Genomic DNA, 14,701 nt, shown 5'->3' with positions numbered 1-14,701 from the left:
TTCTTCCGCAATAGGCTGATCGGATGAGCACCGTCCGCCCGGGGATCGCAGCGCGACTGTCGCAGATGATCCAGTTGCCCACTGTCTCGGCCGAGCTCGAGCAGCGCGGGCTCGAGCCGTTCGACGCGTTCGTGCGGCTGCTCGCCGCGCAGTATCCGCTGGTGCACGAGCACCTCGCCCTGGAGCGGCACACCGACCTCGGGCTGCTGTTCCACTGGGCCGGACGCGAACCCGCATCCGATCCTCTCGTGCTGATGGCGCACTACGACGTCGTGCCGGTCGACGAGTCCGACCCGTGGAACTACCCGCCTTTCGAGGGGCGCATCGCGGACGGGTCGGTGTACGGCTGCGGAGCCCTGGACGACAAGGGGCCGCTGATCGTCGTGATCGAGGCGGTCGAGAACCTGCTCACCGATGGCTTCGTGCCCGCGCGCGACGTCTACCTGTCGTTCGGCGGCAACGAGGAGACGTTCGGCGGCGCGGCGCTGGCCATCTCGGAGGCCTTCCGTGAACGCGGCATCACCCCCTGGCTTGTCGTGGACGAAGGCGGCGCAGTGGTGGATTCACCACTGCCGTTCGTGCCCGGCAGCGCGGCCATGATCGGGGTGGGGGAGAAGGGCGTCGTGACTCTGCGCCTGTCCGCGCGCGGAGACGGCGGTCACGCCTCCACGCCTCCCACTCAGACCGCCGTCCGCCGCATCGCGCGCGCGGTGAACCGGCTGGATCCGTCGATGTTCCCAGCCCGGGCGCCGCAGGCGATCAGCCGGATGCTGGCGCAGTTCAGCGCTCGCACCCCCGGTCTTGCCGGTATCGGACTCGGCGTTCTGAGTCGGATGCCGGCGCTCACCGCGCGGGTGTTCGCGAGGCTCGGCGGCGAGCCCGCCGCGCTGGTGCGCACGACGGTCGCCGCGACCATGCAGTCCGGCGGAACCGCCGCCAACGTCATCCCCTCACAGGCATCCGCGACCGTCAATGTGCGCATCGCGCTGGGGGAGACCGTCGATGCGACCGTGCTGCGGGTGCGCGATCGCATCGCCGACCCGCTCGTCGGCATCGAGGTGCTCGAGGGCAGTGAGCCCTCACCGGAGTCGGCGACCGATGGGGCTCCGTTCGCACTGCTCGAAGAGGCGCTGAGCGTCTCGCATCCGGGGGTCCCCGCCGTGCCGTACGTGATGATGGCCGCCACCGACTCTCGGCACTTCCATCGCTTCTCGCCCGCTGTGTACCGCTTCGCGCCGCTGGAGATGTCGAGCGCGCAGCGCGCGTCGATCCACGGCGTCGACGAGAGCGTGGAGATCGCCGCCCTCGAGCGCGGGGAGCGGTTCCATCGCGCGCTGATCGAACGACTACAGTGAGCTGACCCGGTACTGCTCTGCCCCGAGATGGAGGCGCGATGACGCGCACCGATGCCCTTCGCAAGACGACCTTCGGCGCGCTCGCCGCAGTGGTCGGCTTCCTCGCCTTCGTCGAGTTCACCAGCGGAGTGCTGCAGGGGTACTACACGCCCATGCTCACCGACATCGCCCGGCACTTGGGTATCCACGACGCCGACGTGAACTGGCTCGAGGGGACGCAGTTGATGCTCTCGGCGCTCGTCGTGCCGGCGTTCGCGAAGCTCGGCGACATGATCGGGCACAAGCGGATGCTGCTGGTCTCGACCGCGCTCACCGCGGCCGCGGCGCTGGTGCTGCCGTTCACCGACTCCTTCCTCGTGTTCCTGATCGGCTGGGCGCTGATGGGCTTCTACGTGGTGTGGCTGCCGTTGGAGATCGCGCTGATCTGGTCGCGCTCGCGGCGGATGGAGGGCCGGTCGGTGATCACGGCCAGGGCGGCGGGCATGCTCGTCGCCGCGCTCGAGGCGGGCGCGATCATCGGCGCGCTCGCCGGTGGGGCGCTCATCGACATCCTGCCGCTGTGGCTCGTGCTGCTGGTGCCCGCGGTGCTGATCGTCGTCTGCTTCTTCGTGATCCTGTTCGGGGTGAAGGAGTCGCCTGAACTGACCGGCGGACGCCTCGACACGGTCGGCATCTCGCTGATCTCGGTGGCGCTGATCGCCTTCACCGGTGGACTCAGCCTGCTGCGTCTGCCCGGTGGATTGACGAGCGTCTGGTCGTGGGGCGTAGTCGTGCTCGGCATCCTGCTGGTGATCCCGTTCGTGCGGTGGGAGTTGAAGCACGACGACCCGGTGATCGACGTGCGCATGTTCCGCTCGCCGGCGCTCGGGCCGGTGTTCCTCACCGCGGGCCTGTTCGGGGTGAGCGTGCTCGGCGCGCAGGCGCCGCTGTCGACCTTCGCGCGCACCGACCCGGCCGTGTACGGCTACGGCCTCGGTACGACCGGATTCGCGACCTCGCTGATCATCGGCATCTACCTGATCGCGATGATCGCCGGCGCACTGCTGTTCCCGGTGATCGCACGCCTCACCGCTCCTCGGCTGACCCTCATGGGTGCGTCCACGCTCGTCGGCATCGGATTCATGTTGTTCCTGCCGCTGCACGGCACGTACCTGCAGGTGATCATCAACATGGTGATCGTCGGCCTCGGTTCGGGGGCGCTCGTGGCCGCGTTGCCCGCCGCGGCAGCATCCGCCGCTCCCTCGACCCAGACCGGTGTCGCGACCGGACTTACCAACTCCGTCAAGACCGTCGGCGGCGCGATCGCGTCGTGCGTGTTCGGCATCGCGCTGCTGAACGGCGTGGTGGGCACCGGAGCATCCGCCGCCGATGCGACCGCAGGATCGCTGTCCGGCTACATGACCGTGTGGATCGTCTGCGGCGTCACGGCGCTGGTCGCGGCCGTGCTGCTCATGTTCGTGCCGAAGCAGGCCTTCACCGACAACCCCGGATGATCTCTGGCAGAACTGTTGACTCAGTGAATTTCTTAACTATACTGAATTCACCCCATCGTTCCACGGAGGATCGGATTCATGGTCGACGTTAGCACTGAAGCTCCCGCTGAGTTGGGCGTGAGCGTGATCCTGGAGACCATCGGAACCCGAGTGCGCGAAATGCGCAAGGCGAAGGGCCTCACTCTCGCGGACCTGGCTCGGGCCACAAGCCTGAGCACCGCGATCGTCAGTCAGATCGAGAGGGGTCTCGCGAACCCCTCGTTCTCCACACTCGTGCAGTTGGCGCACGGACTGAACGTCCCCGTCGGGAAGCTTTTCCCCGACGAGGAGGACAGCCACTCGCCCGTTGTCCGCAAGAACGCCCGCCGCGACCTCAAGGGGCGGGCGCCCGAGTCGGCCAGCGATGACACCGTCTTCGAACTGCTGACGCCGAACCTGTCGGGAAGTCTCGAAGCGATCTGGGTGGTCACCCCGCCCGGTTCGACGACCGAGAGCACCCCGTTCAAGCACGGTGGCGAGGAGTTCGTGATCGTGATCTCCGGCAAAAAGGACGTGTACCTCAACGGGGAACGCTACGCCCTCGAAGCAGGCGACTCGATCACGTACAACTCATCTATACCGCACTGGTTCGGAAACAGCTCCGACGAGCCGTGCGCTTCGATCTCGGTCATCACGCCCCCCACCTGGTAGCAGTCCAGACAACGCTCTCGCCCGACGGGCGGTGAGTCGCACAGACCTGCAGCACGCCTCCACCAGGCATGCCTTCGGCATGCCCGGATGATCGTGCTGTTCCCGACCCCAAAGGGCGGATGCGTTCGTCGCGCGTCCGAATCTCAATGAGGAGAATCGCATGTCCAACCCGATGTTCACTGACCTCTCGCGCCGCAACCTGCTCAAGGGCACGGGGGTGGCGGTCGGCAGCCTGCTGCTCGGCAACGCACTTCTCACCGCATGCTCATCACCTGGTGGTGGGCCCTCCAAGCCGGGCGGCGGGGGAGGCGATGCGCTCAACATGCAGTTGGGCTGGCTGCTCAACTCCGGGCAGATGGGTGAGGCGATCGCACTCCAGAAGGGCTACTACGACGACCTCGGCTTGCAGTTCAAGATCAAGTCCGGCGGACCGAGCATCGACGGAATCGCCCTCGTCGCCGCAGGCGAGTCCCAGATCGGCCAGATCTCATCCAGCCCATCGCTGATGCTGGCGCGCTCGCAGGGCATTCCCGTCAAAGCGTTCGGTGTCGGCGTCCAGGAGCACCCGTACGCGTGGATCTCCAAGACCGACCATCCCATCGAGAGCCCCGAAGAGCTCATCGGGAAGAAGGTGGGCGGCCCCGCCACCAGCGAGATCCTGTTCAAGGCCTTCCTCGCCGCGAACGGCGTCGACGAGAAGAAGGTGGAGTTCGTCGCCACCGGTGACACCATCGCACCCCTGCTGACCGGACAGGTCGATGTCTTCGGAACCTGGCTGAACTCCAAGTCGCAGCGTCGCGAGATCGGCGAGGACTTCGTGGCCATGCCGTTGGCGAAGTTCGGTGTGCCGCTCTACGCGTACATCTACTACACGACCGATGAGGTGCTAGAGAAGAACCCCGAGAGCGTCGAGCACTACATGAACGCAACCGCCAAGGGATGGGCCTACGTGCGCGACAACATCGACGAGGCGGCGAAGGCGATGGTGGAGATGTCGCCCGAGCTCAAGCTCGAGGACATCAAGGACGACGGCGGTGCTCTGATGGACTACATCTTCAACGCCGACACCAAGACCGAGGGCTGGGGCACGATGAAGAAGGAGGTCTGGCAGACGCAGATCGACCTCTGGGATCAGCTCGGCCAGTTCAACTCCGCCGCGCCGAAGGTCGAGGACATCGCGACCTGGCAGATCCTCGATGCGACCGCCGACGTCCGCCCGAAGGTCGGCTGAGCCATGGCTGACGTGACGACGATGGATCCCATTCTCGTAGACGGCGTCGGGATCACCTTCGACACAGCCGGCGGCTCGGTCACCGCGCTCGAGGGCGTTTCGGTGCAGCTCGAGGCAGGCAGCTTCACCTCGCTCCTCGGCCCTTCCGGCTGCGGCAAGTCGACGCTGCTGCGCATCATCTCCGACCTGCTGGCACCGACGTCGGGGACGGTCACCGTGCTCGGCGAGTCGCCGCAGGTCGCCCGCGAGGGCCGGCGGCTCGGCTTCGTGTTCCAGGATGCCGCGCTGCTGCCCTGGCGCAACGCGGTCGACAACGTGATGCTGCCGCTGGAGATCGGCCCGGGCAAGGCGACCGCTGAGGATCGCAGCCGTGCGGAGGAGCTGCTCGCTCTGGTGGGACTGGACGGACGCGCCGAAGCGCTGCCGTCTCAGCTCTCCGGTGGCCAGCGGCAGAGAGTGTCGATCGCCCGGGCGCTGATCACCAAGCCCAAGGTGCTGCTCATGGACGAACCCTTCGGCGCGCTCGACGAGATCACTCGCGACCGCCTCAACGAGGAGCTGCTCAACATCTGGCAGCTCACCGGAACGACGATCGTGTTCGTGACCCACAGCATCGCCGAGGCAGTGTTCCTCTCGCAGAGGGTCGTCGTGATGTCGGCCCAGCCGGGCCGGATCAGCGAGGTGCACGACATCGATCTGCCAGGGGACCGATCGCGCGCCGTGCGGTCGCTGTCGCAGTTCGCCGAATACGAGGCGCTGCTGCGCCGCGCACTGGAAGGGGCGTGAACATGTCCACCACCACCGAGGCGCTCGCCGTCGCATCCGCGCAGAAGTCGAAGTCGAAGCCGAAGAAGTCCGCACTGCGCCGGATGGGAGCCCCCATCCTCGCCGTCGTCGTCCTTCTCGTCCTCTGGCAGCTCATCTGCATGATCTTCCAGATCCCGTACTACATCATCCCGACGCCGGTAGAGGTCGCCGCGGCCTTCGTCGACAAGTTCCCGTCACTGACGAAGAACATGTGGCCGACGGCGTTCGAGGCGCTCCTCGGCTTCCTCGTCGGCAACGGCATCGCCGTGCTGCTCGCCGTGCTGTTCGTGCACTGGCGCGCTGCCGAAGAGGCGCTGATGCCGGTCGCGGTGTTCGTCCAGACCATCCCGATCGTCGCCATCGCCCCCGTGCTGGTGCTGATGCTCGGCACGGGCTACGCGCCGAAGGTGGTCATCGCCGCCCTGATCTCGTTCTTCCCCACGCTGGTGAACATGGTCAAGGGGCTGAAGGCCGTCGACCGTGAGCACCTGGAGCTGTTCCGCCTGCTCTCGGCATCCCGCAGCGAGACCTTCTGGAAGCTGCGCGTGTTCGCCTCGGTGCCGTTCCTGTTCTCCTCGCTGCGCATCACTGCCACGACATCCGTCATCGGTGCGATCGTCGCAGAGTGGATCGGTGCTCAGGAGGGCCTCGGCTACCTGATCATCCAGGCCACGTACAACTTCGACACTCCGTTCCTGTACGCGGTGATGATCATGGCTTCGCTGGTCGCCGTGGTGTTCTTCACCGTCGTCTCGGTGCTGGAGCGTCTGATCGTGACCTGGACCGCCGAGTCGAAGATGTGAGGCGACGCGGCGCGGTCGCCGACCATGGCGACCGCGCCGCCCCCTCGGAAGGAGGCCGCGATGATGCAGCCGCTTGCAGGCACGGTCGTGCTGGACTTCACCCAGGTGATGATGGGGCCGATCGCGACCCAGACCCTCGGCGACTACGGGGCCGAGGTGATCAAGATCGAGCGACCCGGCATGGGAGACCTGTCCCGCCGCGGAGTGCTCGCGCATCAGGGCATGGACAACCCCGTCTTCCTCGCCCTGAACCGCAACAAGCGCGGCGTCGCGCTGGATCTGGGCACGGATGCCGGACGAGAGGTCGCCGAGTCCCTCATCGCCCGCGCCGACGTGGTGGTGAGCAACTTCCGCCCCGGTGTCATGGAGCGTCTCGGCCTCGGCTACGAGGACGCGCGCAGGATCAACCCGCGCATCATCTGGGCTGCGGGCTCCGGCTTCGGTCCATCCGGCCCTTACGCCCACAAGGGCGGCCAGGACGTGCTCGGGCAGGCGTACTCCGGGGTCATGAAGCGCACGCCCGATCCTGATGCCCCGGTAGCGGTGTACGCCACCGCGATCGCCGACTACACGGCGGGCCAGCACCTCGTGCAGGGGATTCTGCTGGCGCTGCTGCACCGCGAGCGCACTGGGGAAGGGCAGAAGGTCGAGGTCAGCCTGTACAACTCGATGCTGGCCATCCAGGCGCAGGAGGCGACGGCTCGGCTCATGTACGACGTCGAGCTGAACTGGGCGATGATGCCCCTGACCGGATGCTTCGCCACCACCGACTCCGAGCTGGTGATCATCGGGGCGTTCAAGGAGAACCCGCTGCAGAGGATCTGCGCAGCGCTGGAGCTGCCGGATCTCTCGGCCGACCCGCGCTTCGCGGATCTCGAGGAGCAGCGGGAGAACCGCGCCGAGCTGCGCAGGATCATCGCCGCCCGACTGGGCGAGCGGACGACCGCCTATTGGCTCACGGCGCTCGAGGAGCAGGACGTGCTCTGCGGACCCGTGCTCACCCTCGCCGAGGCTCTGGCGAGCGAGCAGACCGAGGTGAATCGGATGCTGTTGGAGTTCCCGGACGCCGACGGGCGCATCATCCGTACGATCGCATCCCCCATCCGGATGTCGAACTCGGTGCCGGAGGTGCGTGTCGTCCCCCCGCGACTGGGGCAGCACTCCGAACAGGTGCTGTCGGAATCCGGGTATTCCGACGAGCAGATCCGTCGGCTGATCGCCGACGGAATCGTGCAGTGACGCTGCCGGGAACGGCAGCACGGAGAAGAGGAGCGGTGTCGTCATGACATACGTGATCGGTCAGGCCTGTGTCGATGTCAAGGACCTCGGCTGCGTGGAGGTGTGTCCGGTGGACTGCATCTACGAGGGAGCGCGCACGCTCTACATCCACCCGTCGGAGTGCATCGACTGCGGTGCCTGCGAGTCGGTGTGCCCGGTGGAGGCGATCACCTTCAGCGAGGACGTGGAGGAGGAAGACGAGCGGTTCATCGGCATCGCAGAGGAGGCGTTCGCCTCTGTCGGAGCACCCGGCGGCGCGGATCGCCATGGCCGCATCGAGGACCACCCGCACGTGACCGCGCTGCCCTGGCTCAGCTCAGCGCCAAAAGCTTGACATAGTTAAAAAGTTTAATATGCTAAACATCAACGATCTGTTCCCAGTCAGAGAAGAAGGGGAGAACCAGTGAACACCAGTGCACTCGCAGTCAGCTCCGATGAATTGCAGGCGCCGGTCGCCTCGCGCTCGGATGTCCTCGTCGTCGGCGGAGGGCCGGCAGGAACGGCAGCGGCGGTCACCGCCGCTCGAACAGGCGCCTCCGTCACCCTCATCGAGCGGTACTCCTCTCTCGGCGGTCTGGCCTCCGGTGGCATGGTGCTGGTCCTCGATGACATGATCAATGGCCAGGAGATCACCGTCACCGGCATTGTCTCCGAGTACGTCGAGCGCCTGCAGAAGCTCGGTCTCGCGGTGGTCCCCCCGAAGGAGGACCGCCGCGCATCCGAAGAGCTGTGGAACAAGTGGAACCGCTACGGAACCTACGACTTCCACAGCAAGGCCCACCCGAAGCCGATCGTGTACGCCGCGGCGTTCGACCCCGACGGTTGGAAGCGCGTCTCCAACGACCTGGTGCGCGAGTCCGGCGTCCGGCTGTTCCTGCACTCCTGGTTCGCCCGTCCCATCGTCGACGACGGCGTCATCAAGGGCGTCATCACTGAGACGAAGTCCGGCCCGCAGGCTCACCTGGCGGATGTCGTGATCGACACCACCGGCGACATCGACGTCGCCTCGCGCGCCGGTGCCGACTACATCCAGGGCAGTTACATCACCACTCTGGTCTTCCGCCTCGGTGGGATCGACACTCAGCGCGCGGAGGAATTCGAGCAGGCCGACCCCAAGGCCGCTCGCGCGCTGAACCGTCAGGCCAAGCGCATCCTGGGCGGCGCGTGGGAGCACTGGTGGCTGAAGACGCCGCTGGACGGCATCATCTGGTGCAATGCCCCACACATGAGCGGCTTCGACGGCACGGACCCCGCGTCGCTGACCGAGGCGGACTACTCGGCGCGCGAGCGCATCGCCGCCGTCGTCGACTACGTCCGGGAGAGCATGCCCGGCTTCGAGAACGCCTTCGTGGTCGACACGGCGCCGCAGATCGGCGTGCGCCAGACCCGCCTTCTGCAGGGAGAGTACGTGATGACCAAGGATGATGTCGTGCAGCGTCGACATTTCCAGGACTCCGTCGCCCGCGGTCGCGACTACTACTACCCCTACCGGTCGCTGGTGCCCACGAACGTCGACCAGCTGCTGGTCGCCGGCCGGCACTACTCCGCGACCTCTGATGCGCAGAAGAGCTCGCGGGAGATCCCACCGTGCATGGCCATGGGGCAGGCCGTCGCGCTCGCCAGCGTCCTGTCGCTGCAGCAGAAGGTGCTCGTCCGAGACGTCGACGCTACCGACGTCCAGCGACTGATGCGCGAGCACAACGCCGACCCGGGTGATGTCCCATCGGAGAACGCGACCATCGATGAGCTCTCCGAGCTGCCGTCTGCCGAGAAGGAGGCGATCGAGGCATGACCGCCCCGGTTCGGATGTCCGGCGCGGATCAGGCGCTGCCACTGGCCGGCATCCGCGTCATCGACTTCACCCAGGTGTTCATGGGCCCCAGCTGCACGCAGCTGCTCGGTGACTTCGGCGCCGATGTGATCAAGGTCGAGCGTCCCGAGTACGGAGACATCTCCCGCAACTCGGTGCCCGACCGCGACGGTCAGGACAACCCGATCTTCCTCTCCATCAATCGCAACAAGCGCAGTGTCGCGATGGACACGAAATCGGAGGCGGGCCGCGAGGCGCTTCGCGCTCTCATCGCCGAATCCGACGTGGTCGTCAGCAACTTCCGCGCCGGGGTGATGGAGCGGATGGGATTCGGCTACGAGGAGCTCAAAGCGATCAATCCGCGCATCATCTGGGCATCCGGCACCGGCTTCGGCCCGGTCGGGCCGCACTCGTCCGAAGGCGGCCAGGACGTCGTCATTCAGGCGTACTCCGGGGTGCTCTGGCGTCGCTCGGCCGACGATGTCCCGCTGACGATCTACCCGACCACGCTGTGCGACTACACGACCGGGATGCACCTGTTCCAGGGCATTCTGCTCGCCCTGCGGTCTCGCGACGTGAACGGGGTCGGCCAGAAAGTCGAGGTCGCCATGTACGACTCCATGCTGCACATGCAGATGCAGGAGGCGAGCATGCACATGAACCGCGGACGCGAGATCAACTGGGCGCGGATGCCGCTGAGCGGCGTCTTCCCGACCGTCGACTCCGCAGTGTGCATCGTGGGCGGCTTCACGACTGAGCCGCTTCGCAAGATCAGCGAGGCGCTCGAGGTCGGCGAGGACCTGTCGCTGCGGCCCGAGTTCGCGGACTTCGACGCGCAGACCGCCAACCGTGCGGCGCTGCAGGCCATCTTCGCCGAGCAGATCGCCGGAAACACCACGGAGTACTGGACCGGGCGGCTCGAGGCCGTCGGCATCCTCAATGCTCCGGTGCGCACCATGGCCGAAGCCCTGGACGACGAACAGACCGCCGTGAACGGCATGATCGTCGAGGCCGAGCATCCCGTCGCTGGCACGGTGAAGATGCTGGGCACGCCTATCCACCTCTCCGGCACACCAGCCACGGTTCGCCGGGTGGGACCGCGGCTGGGTGAGCACAACGAGGAGGTGCTCGCCGAGTTCGGATTCGACGAGGACCGCATCCGCGTGCTCATCGAGGCGGGGGCACTGCGATGACGACCACGGAATGGGAAGCGGGCGTCCGACTCGACATCGACGAGCGCGGTGTGGCCACGGTCACCATCGACCGGCCCGACGTGCGCAACGCCGTCGACCAGCGCACGCACGACGCGCTGAACGAGGTGTGGGCCCTGATGGAGGGCTCCCCGGACGTGCGGGTGGTGGTCGTCACCGGTGGCGGTGACCGAGCTTTCTGCGCAGGCGCCGACATGTCCGCCGCGGCCGTGGGCAAGACCGGGCTGGAGTACTGGGCAGGTCTGGACCCGAACGGCTTCGGCGGGATCAGCCTGCGCCGCACGCTCCTGGTGCCGATCATCGCCCGCGTGAACGGGTACGCGGTGGGAGGCGGAATGGAGATCGCCCTCGGCGCCGACATCATCGTCGCCGCGGAGCACGCGAAGTTCGGGCTCACCGAGCCCCGTGTCGGCAGGCTCGCCCTCGACGGCGGCATTCACCAGCTTGTGCGCAAGGTGCCGCACCAGCTGGCGATGGGCATGCTGCTCACCGGGCGCATGATTCCTGCGCAGGAGGCCCACCGGATGGGGCTGGCCAACGAGGTCGTTCCGATGGACGATCTGGATGCCGCGGTCGAGCGCTGGATCGCCGATCTGCTCGCCAGCTCACCCAGCTCGATCCGTGCGATGAAGCAGATGATCGCCGAGACCGGGCACCTCACCGCGCGGGAAGCGCGCGGCATGCGCCTTCCCGCGCTCATCGACGCGCTCGACAGTGACGACGCCCGAGAGGGTGTGGAGGCGTTTCAGCAGAAGCGCGCGCCGAAGTGGACAGGCCGATGAGCGCCGTGACTCAGGAGGCGCGCGCGGCACTCGAGTCCGGAGTCTGGGGCGTGGTCGCCACGCCGTTCACCGCTGATGCGTCGGCCGTGGACGAGCTGAGCCTGGCCCGGCTGGTGCAGTTCAGCGAGTCTGCGGGCGTCCGCGGCCTGACCGTGCTCGGAGTGTTCGGCGAAGCCGCATCGCTGACCGAGCAGGAACGCGAGCTCGCACTGCGGGTGGTCGTGGACAGCACAGACGTGCCGATCGTGACAGGCATCACGGCCCTCGACACGGACGACGTCATCCGCGAGATCGCGAGCGCGGCCGCCGTGACTGGGGAGCGTTTCCGCGCGGCGATGGTGCAGGTCAACTCCTCGCACGCCGATGATGTCGTCCGCCACCTCGAGGCGATCGTGGCGGCGACCGGTGCGTCGATCGTGCTGCAGGACTACCCGCGGGCGAGCGGCGTGGCGATCTCGGCCGACGCGCTCCAAGTCGTGCTCGACGCCGGCCCGGGCATCGTCGCCGTCAAGGCCGAAGCACCGCCGACCTCGCCCGCGGTGGCGAGGATCACGGCATGCGGAACAACCGCCTCGGTCTTCGGCGGCCTCGGCGGACAGGGCCTGCTCGACGAGCTCGTCAGCGGCGCAGCCGGCGCGATGACCGGATTCTCCTTTCCGGAGGGTCTGGTCAGGACGATCGACGCCTGGCAGGAAGGCGGGTTCTCCGCCGCATCGCGTGCGCTGCTGCCGTACCTTCCCCTGATCAACTTCGAGCAGCAGGCCGGAATCGCTCTGGGCATCCGCAAGGAGCTGATGCGGCGCCGCGGCCTCATCGAGAACGCGACGGTACGCCCGCCGGCCACGCCGTTCCCTGCCGCGCTGAGTGCGCACGCCCAACGGCATCTCGATCTGGTCGCGGAACTGCAGGAGGCCTGACCATGGATCTCGGGCTGCACGGGCGCACGGCGCTCGTCCTGGCATCGACCGGCGGACTCGGGCGCGCCACGGCGGAGGCGCTCGGACGCGAAGGCGCGAACGTCGTCGTGACCGGTCGCCGATTGGACGCGGCCGAGGAGGTCGCCTCACGGCTGTCGTCCGCGATCGGAGTGGCGCTCGACATCCGCGATGCGACCTCGCGGCAGGAGGCCGTGCGCGCAGCCGAGGAACGATTCGGCGCCGTCGACGTGCTGGTGATCAACGGCCCAGGGCCGAAGCCGCAGACCGCCGCAACCCTGTCGGCCGATGAGGCCGGCACGGCGTTCGACGATCTGGTCAGGCCCGGTGTCGACCTGATCTCGCAGGTACTGCCGGGAATGCGCGAACGCGGGTGGGGTCGCGTGCTCGCGATCGGATCCTCCGGAGTCGTCGCCCCGCTCGCGGGTCTGGTGACTTCGAATCTCGGGAGAGCGGCGCTGGCCGGATATCTGAAGACGCTGGCCGGCGAGGTCGCGGCCGACGGCGTCACGGTGAACCTGCTGCTGCCCGGCCGCATCGCAACGGCGCGCGTCGACGGGCTCGATCGGGCGAATGCCGACAGGCAGGGGGTCGACGTCGACGAGGTGCGTCGGCGCTCGACGGCATTGATCCCGGCTCACCGCTACGGGGAGCCGGAGGAGTTCGGTGCGATGGCTGCCGTGCTCTGCAGCGGCATCGCCTCATATGTCACCGGCGCAGCCATCCGCTGCGACGGCGGACTCGTGCAGGCGCTCTGAAACTTCACGAAGGGATGTAGACGGATGGCACAGACAGCACTGGCTCAGCACCTGATCGGCGGCGAGTTCCTCGGCGGCGCGGACAAAGAGCGGGAGAACCCTGCGCGCCCGGGTGAGGTCGCCGTACGGTATCCGAGCGGCACGGCGGCGGATGCGGATGCCGCGATCTCGGCCGCGGGGGACGCTCAGCCCGCGTGGGCCGGGCTTCCCGCACCTGCTCGTGGCGCGGTTCTGCTGCGCGCTGCGGAGATCCTGCGCAGCAGGCAGACCGAGATCGCCGGAGACCTCGTGCGCGAGGAGGGCAAGACCATCGCGGAGGCCACCGGTGAAGTCGGTCGGGCGATCGGCGTCTTCCAGTTCTTCGGGGCTGCCGGTTGGTCGGCCACCGGGGCGACTTATGACAGCGCGCTGGCCGACACCACGGTGCGCACCAACCGGGAGCCGCTCGGTGTGGTCGGACTCATCACCCCCTGGAATTTCCCGATCGCCATCCCCGCCTGGAAGACGGCGCCTGCCCTGATCAGCGGCAACTCCGTCGTGATCAAGCCCGCCGAACTCACCCCGATGTCCGTGACCCATCTGGCCAGAGCGCTGCAGGAGGCCGGGCTTCCCGCCGGCGTCTTCAACGTCGTCCATGGTCCGGGACGTGTCGTCGGTCAGTCCCTCGCCGAGGATCGTCGTGTGGCAGGGCTGTCCTTCACGGGGTCCACCGCTGTCGGGCTCGGCCTGCAGACGACGCTCAATGCGCGCCGCGCGCGGGCTCAGCTGGAGATGGGTGGCAAGAACGCCGTCCTCGTGCTCGATGACGCCGATCCGCGGCGTGCGGCGGCGGTCGTCGCGGCCGGTGCCTTCTCGCTCACCGGTCAGGCGTGCACCGCCACTTCTCGGGTCTACGTGACTCCGGGCATCCGCGACGCGTTCCTGAAGGAGCTCGCCGAGGCCGCCGCGAGGTTCACGCCCGGCGACGGTCTGGATCCCGCCACCAGCATGGGCGTGGTGGTGAGCAGGCCGCAGCTCGAGCAGGATGCCGCGGCCGTCGAGGCTGCGGTGTCGGCGGGCGCCACCCTGCACCACGGGACCGGCATCCCCGACGGACTCGGCTTCGGCCCTGTCGTCGCGACGGATCTCGAGCACGGCTCCCCGCTGGCATCCGAGGAGATCTTCGGGCCGATCGTCGCGGTGATCGATGTCGACGACTACGAGTCCGGCCTGGCTGCCGTCAATGACACGCCGTACGGGCTCACTGCGGGCATCTGCACGACAAGTCTCGCGTACGCGACGGACTTCGCCGCGCGCGTGCAGGCGGGCGTGGTGAAGGTCAACCGGCCGACGTCGGGTCTGGACCTGCACGTGCCGTTCGGCGGCATCAAGGAGTCCTCCTCGAACACGTTCCGCGAACAGGGCCACACGGCCACGCAGTTCTACACCTGGGAGAAGACGGTCTACGTCGGCATCGATCGCTGAGCCGGGACACCTGCACGACCCGGGAACGGCCGCACGCCGGATTCGCGGAACCGGTCGTGCAGGTGTGCCCTGGTCGTGCATCCG

At 67.6% G+C, this 14,701-nt stretch carries 14 protein-coding genes; all 14 read left to right on the top strand.

Annotated features, from left to right (window positions below):
• Positions 1 to 23 precede the first annotated feature (23 nt).
• The 14 genes from QF046_RS07950 to QF046_RS07885 all read left to right on the top strand — a co-directional run bounded on the left by QF046_RS07950 (position 24) and on the right by QF046_RS07885 (position 14,617).
• The gene (locus tag QF046_RS07950; protein WP_307368121.1) at positions 24 to 1,355 is read left to right on the top strand and encodes a M20/M25/M40 family metallo-hydrolase; all 1,332 of its coding nucleotides are present in this window, start codon (positions 24 to 26) and stop codon (positions 1,353 to 1,355) included.
• A 38-nt stretch (positions 1,356 to 1,393) separates the two neighbouring features.
• Positions 1,394 to 2,848 carry an MFS transporter gene (locus QF046_RS07945; RefSeq protein ID WP_307368118.1) on the top strand — a complete coding sequence of 485 codons (1,455 nt, stop codon included), beginning with the start codon at positions 1,394 to 1,396 and terminating at the stop codon, positions 2,846 to 2,848.
• A 78-nt stretch (positions 2,849 to 2,926) separates the two neighbouring features.
• Positions 2,927 to 3,538: a helix-turn-helix domain-containing protein gene (locus QF046_RS07940; RefSeq protein WP_307368116.1), complete on the top strand. Its 612-nt coding sequence runs from the start codon at positions 2,927 to 2,929 to the stop codon at positions 3,536 to 3,538.
• A 160-nt stretch (positions 3,539 to 3,698) separates the two neighbouring features.
• Positions 3,699 to 4,769 (top strand): ABC transporter substrate-binding protein, encoded by a 1,071-nt coding sequence (locus tag QF046_RS07935; protein WP_307368113.1) that lies wholly within the window; start codon positions 3,699 to 3,701, stop codon positions 4,767 to 4,769.
• A 3-nt stretch (positions 4,770 to 4,772) separates the two neighbouring features.
• A complete protein-coding gene (locus QF046_RS07930; protein ID WP_307368110.1) occupies positions 4,773 to 5,555 on the top strand; it encodes an ABC transporter ATP-binding protein in 783 nt (260 codons plus the stop codon).
• A 2-nt stretch (positions 5,556 to 5,557) separates the two neighbouring features.
• Positions 5,558 to 6,379 carry an ABC transporter permease gene (locus tag QF046_RS07925; RefSeq protein WP_307368106.1) on the top strand — a complete coding sequence of 274 codons (822 nt, stop codon included), beginning with the start codon at positions 5,558 to 5,560 and terminating at the stop codon, positions 6,377 to 6,379.
• A gap of 60 nt (positions 6,380 to 6,439) precedes the next feature.
• Entirely contained in the window at positions 6,440 to 7,618 is a 1,179-nt protein-coding gene (locus QF046_RS07920; RefSeq protein WP_307368102.1) for a CaiB/BaiF CoA-transferase family protein, read from the top strand.
• 43 nt (positions 7,619 to 7,661) lie between these two features.
• Positions 7,662 to 7,991 carry a ferredoxin gene (gene fdxA, locus QF046_RS07915; protein ID WP_307368098.1) on the top strand — a complete coding sequence of 110 codons (330 nt, stop codon included), beginning with the start codon at positions 7,662 to 7,664 and terminating at the stop codon, positions 7,989 to 7,991.
• Between the two features lie 69 nt (positions 7,992 to 8,060).
• A complete protein-coding gene (locus tag QF046_RS07910) occupies positions 8,061 to 9,449 on the top strand; it encodes an FAD-dependent oxidoreductase (protein ID WP_307368094.1) in 1,389 nt (462 codons plus the stop codon).
• Complete coding sequence (locus QF046_RS07905; protein ID WP_307368091.1) at positions 9,446 to 10,660, top strand: CaiB/BaiF CoA-transferase family protein; 1,215 nt, start codon at positions 9,446 to 9,448, stop codon at positions 10,658 to 10,660. The genes QF046_RS07910 and QF046_RS07905 overlap by 4 nt, the downstream gene beginning before the upstream one ends.
• A complete protein-coding gene (locus tag QF046_RS07900) occupies positions 10,657 to 11,460 on the top strand; it encodes an enoyl-CoA hydratase-related protein (protein ID WP_307368087.1) in 804 nt (267 codons plus the stop codon). Before QF046_RS07905 ends, QF046_RS07900 begins: the two co-directional genes overlap by 4 nt.
• Positions 11,457 to 12,377, top strand: coding sequence for a dihydrodipicolinate synthase family protein (locus tag QF046_RS07895; protein WP_307368084.1), 921 nt, complete (start codon positions 11,457 to 11,459; stop codon positions 12,375 to 12,377). The genes QF046_RS07900 and QF046_RS07895 overlap by 4 nt, the downstream gene beginning before the upstream one ends.
• A 2-nt stretch (positions 12,378 to 12,379) precedes the next feature.
• The gene (locus QF046_RS07890) at positions 12,380 to 13,153 is read left to right on the top strand and encodes an SDR family oxidoreductase (protein WP_307368081.1); all 774 of its coding nucleotides are present in this window, start codon (positions 12,380 to 12,382) and stop codon (positions 13,151 to 13,153) included.
• Between the two features lie 24 nt (positions 13,154 to 13,177).
• Positions 13,178 to 14,617 (top strand): aldehyde dehydrogenase family protein, encoded by a 1,440-nt coding sequence (locus tag QF046_RS07885; RefSeq protein WP_307368080.1) that lies wholly within the window; start codon positions 13,178 to 13,180, stop codon positions 14,615 to 14,617.
• Positions 14,618 to 14,701 lie beyond the last annotated feature (84 nt).

Source organism: Microbacterium sp. W4I4 (genome assembly GCF_030816235.1).
Taxonomy (GTDB): Bacteria; Actinomycetota; Actinomycetes; order Actinomycetales; family Microbacteriaceae; genus Microbacterium.
This window is presented reverse-complemented; position numbering and strand designations above follow the sequence as displayed.

What these genes read in the sequence shown, in the direction of transcription:
- QF046_RS07950 (WP_307368121.1), top strand. Translation starts at nt 24, where the DNA reads ATGAGCACCGTCCGCCCGGGGATCGCAGCGCGACTGTCGCAGATGATC.
- QF046_RS07945 (WP_307368118.1), top strand. Translation starts at nt 1,394, where the DNA reads ATGACGCGCACCGATGCCCTTCGCAAGACGACCTTCGGCGCGCTCGCC.
- QF046_RS07940 (WP_307368116.1), top strand. Translation starts at nt 2,927, where the DNA reads ATGGTCGACGTTAGCACTGAAGCTCCCGCTGAGTTGGGCGTGAGCGTG.
- QF046_RS07935 (WP_307368113.1), top strand. Translation starts at nt 3,699, where the DNA reads ATGTCCAACCCGATGTTCACTGACCTCTCGCGCCGCAACCTGCTCAAG.
- QF046_RS07930 (WP_307368110.1), top strand. Translation starts at nt 4,773, where the DNA reads ATGGCTGACGTGACGACGATGGATCCCATTCTCGTAGACGGCGTCGGG.
- QF046_RS07925 (WP_307368106.1), top strand. Translation starts at nt 5,558, where the DNA reads ATGTCCACCACCACCGAGGCGCTCGCCGTCGCATCCGCGCAGAAGTCG.
- QF046_RS07920 (WP_307368102.1), top strand. Translation starts at nt 6,440, where the DNA reads ATGATGCAGCCGCTTGCAGGCACGGTCGTGCTGGACTTCACCCAGGTG.
- fdxA (WP_307368098.1), top strand. Translation starts at nt 7,662, where the DNA reads ATGACATACGTGATCGGTCAGGCCTGTGTCGATGTCAAGGACCTCGGC.
- QF046_RS07905 (WP_307368091.1), top strand. Translation starts at nt 9,446, where the DNA reads ATGACCGCCCCGGTTCGGATGTCCGGCGCGGATCAGGCGCTGCCACTG.
- QF046_RS07900 (WP_307368087.1), top strand. Translation starts at nt 10,657, where the DNA reads ATGACGACCACGGAATGGGAAGCGGGCGTCCGACTCGACATCGACGAG.
- QF046_RS07895 (WP_307368084.1), top strand. Translation starts at nt 11,457, where the DNA reads ATGAGCGCCGTGACTCAGGAGGCGCGCGCGGCACTCGAGTCCGGAGTC.
- QF046_RS07890 (WP_307368081.1), top strand. Translation starts at nt 12,380, where the DNA reads ATGGATCTCGGGCTGCACGGGCGCACGGCGCTCGTCCTGGCATCGACC.
- QF046_RS07885 (WP_307368080.1), top strand. Translation starts at nt 13,178, where the DNA reads ATGGCACAGACAGCACTGGCTCAGCACCTGATCGGCGGCGAGTTCCTC.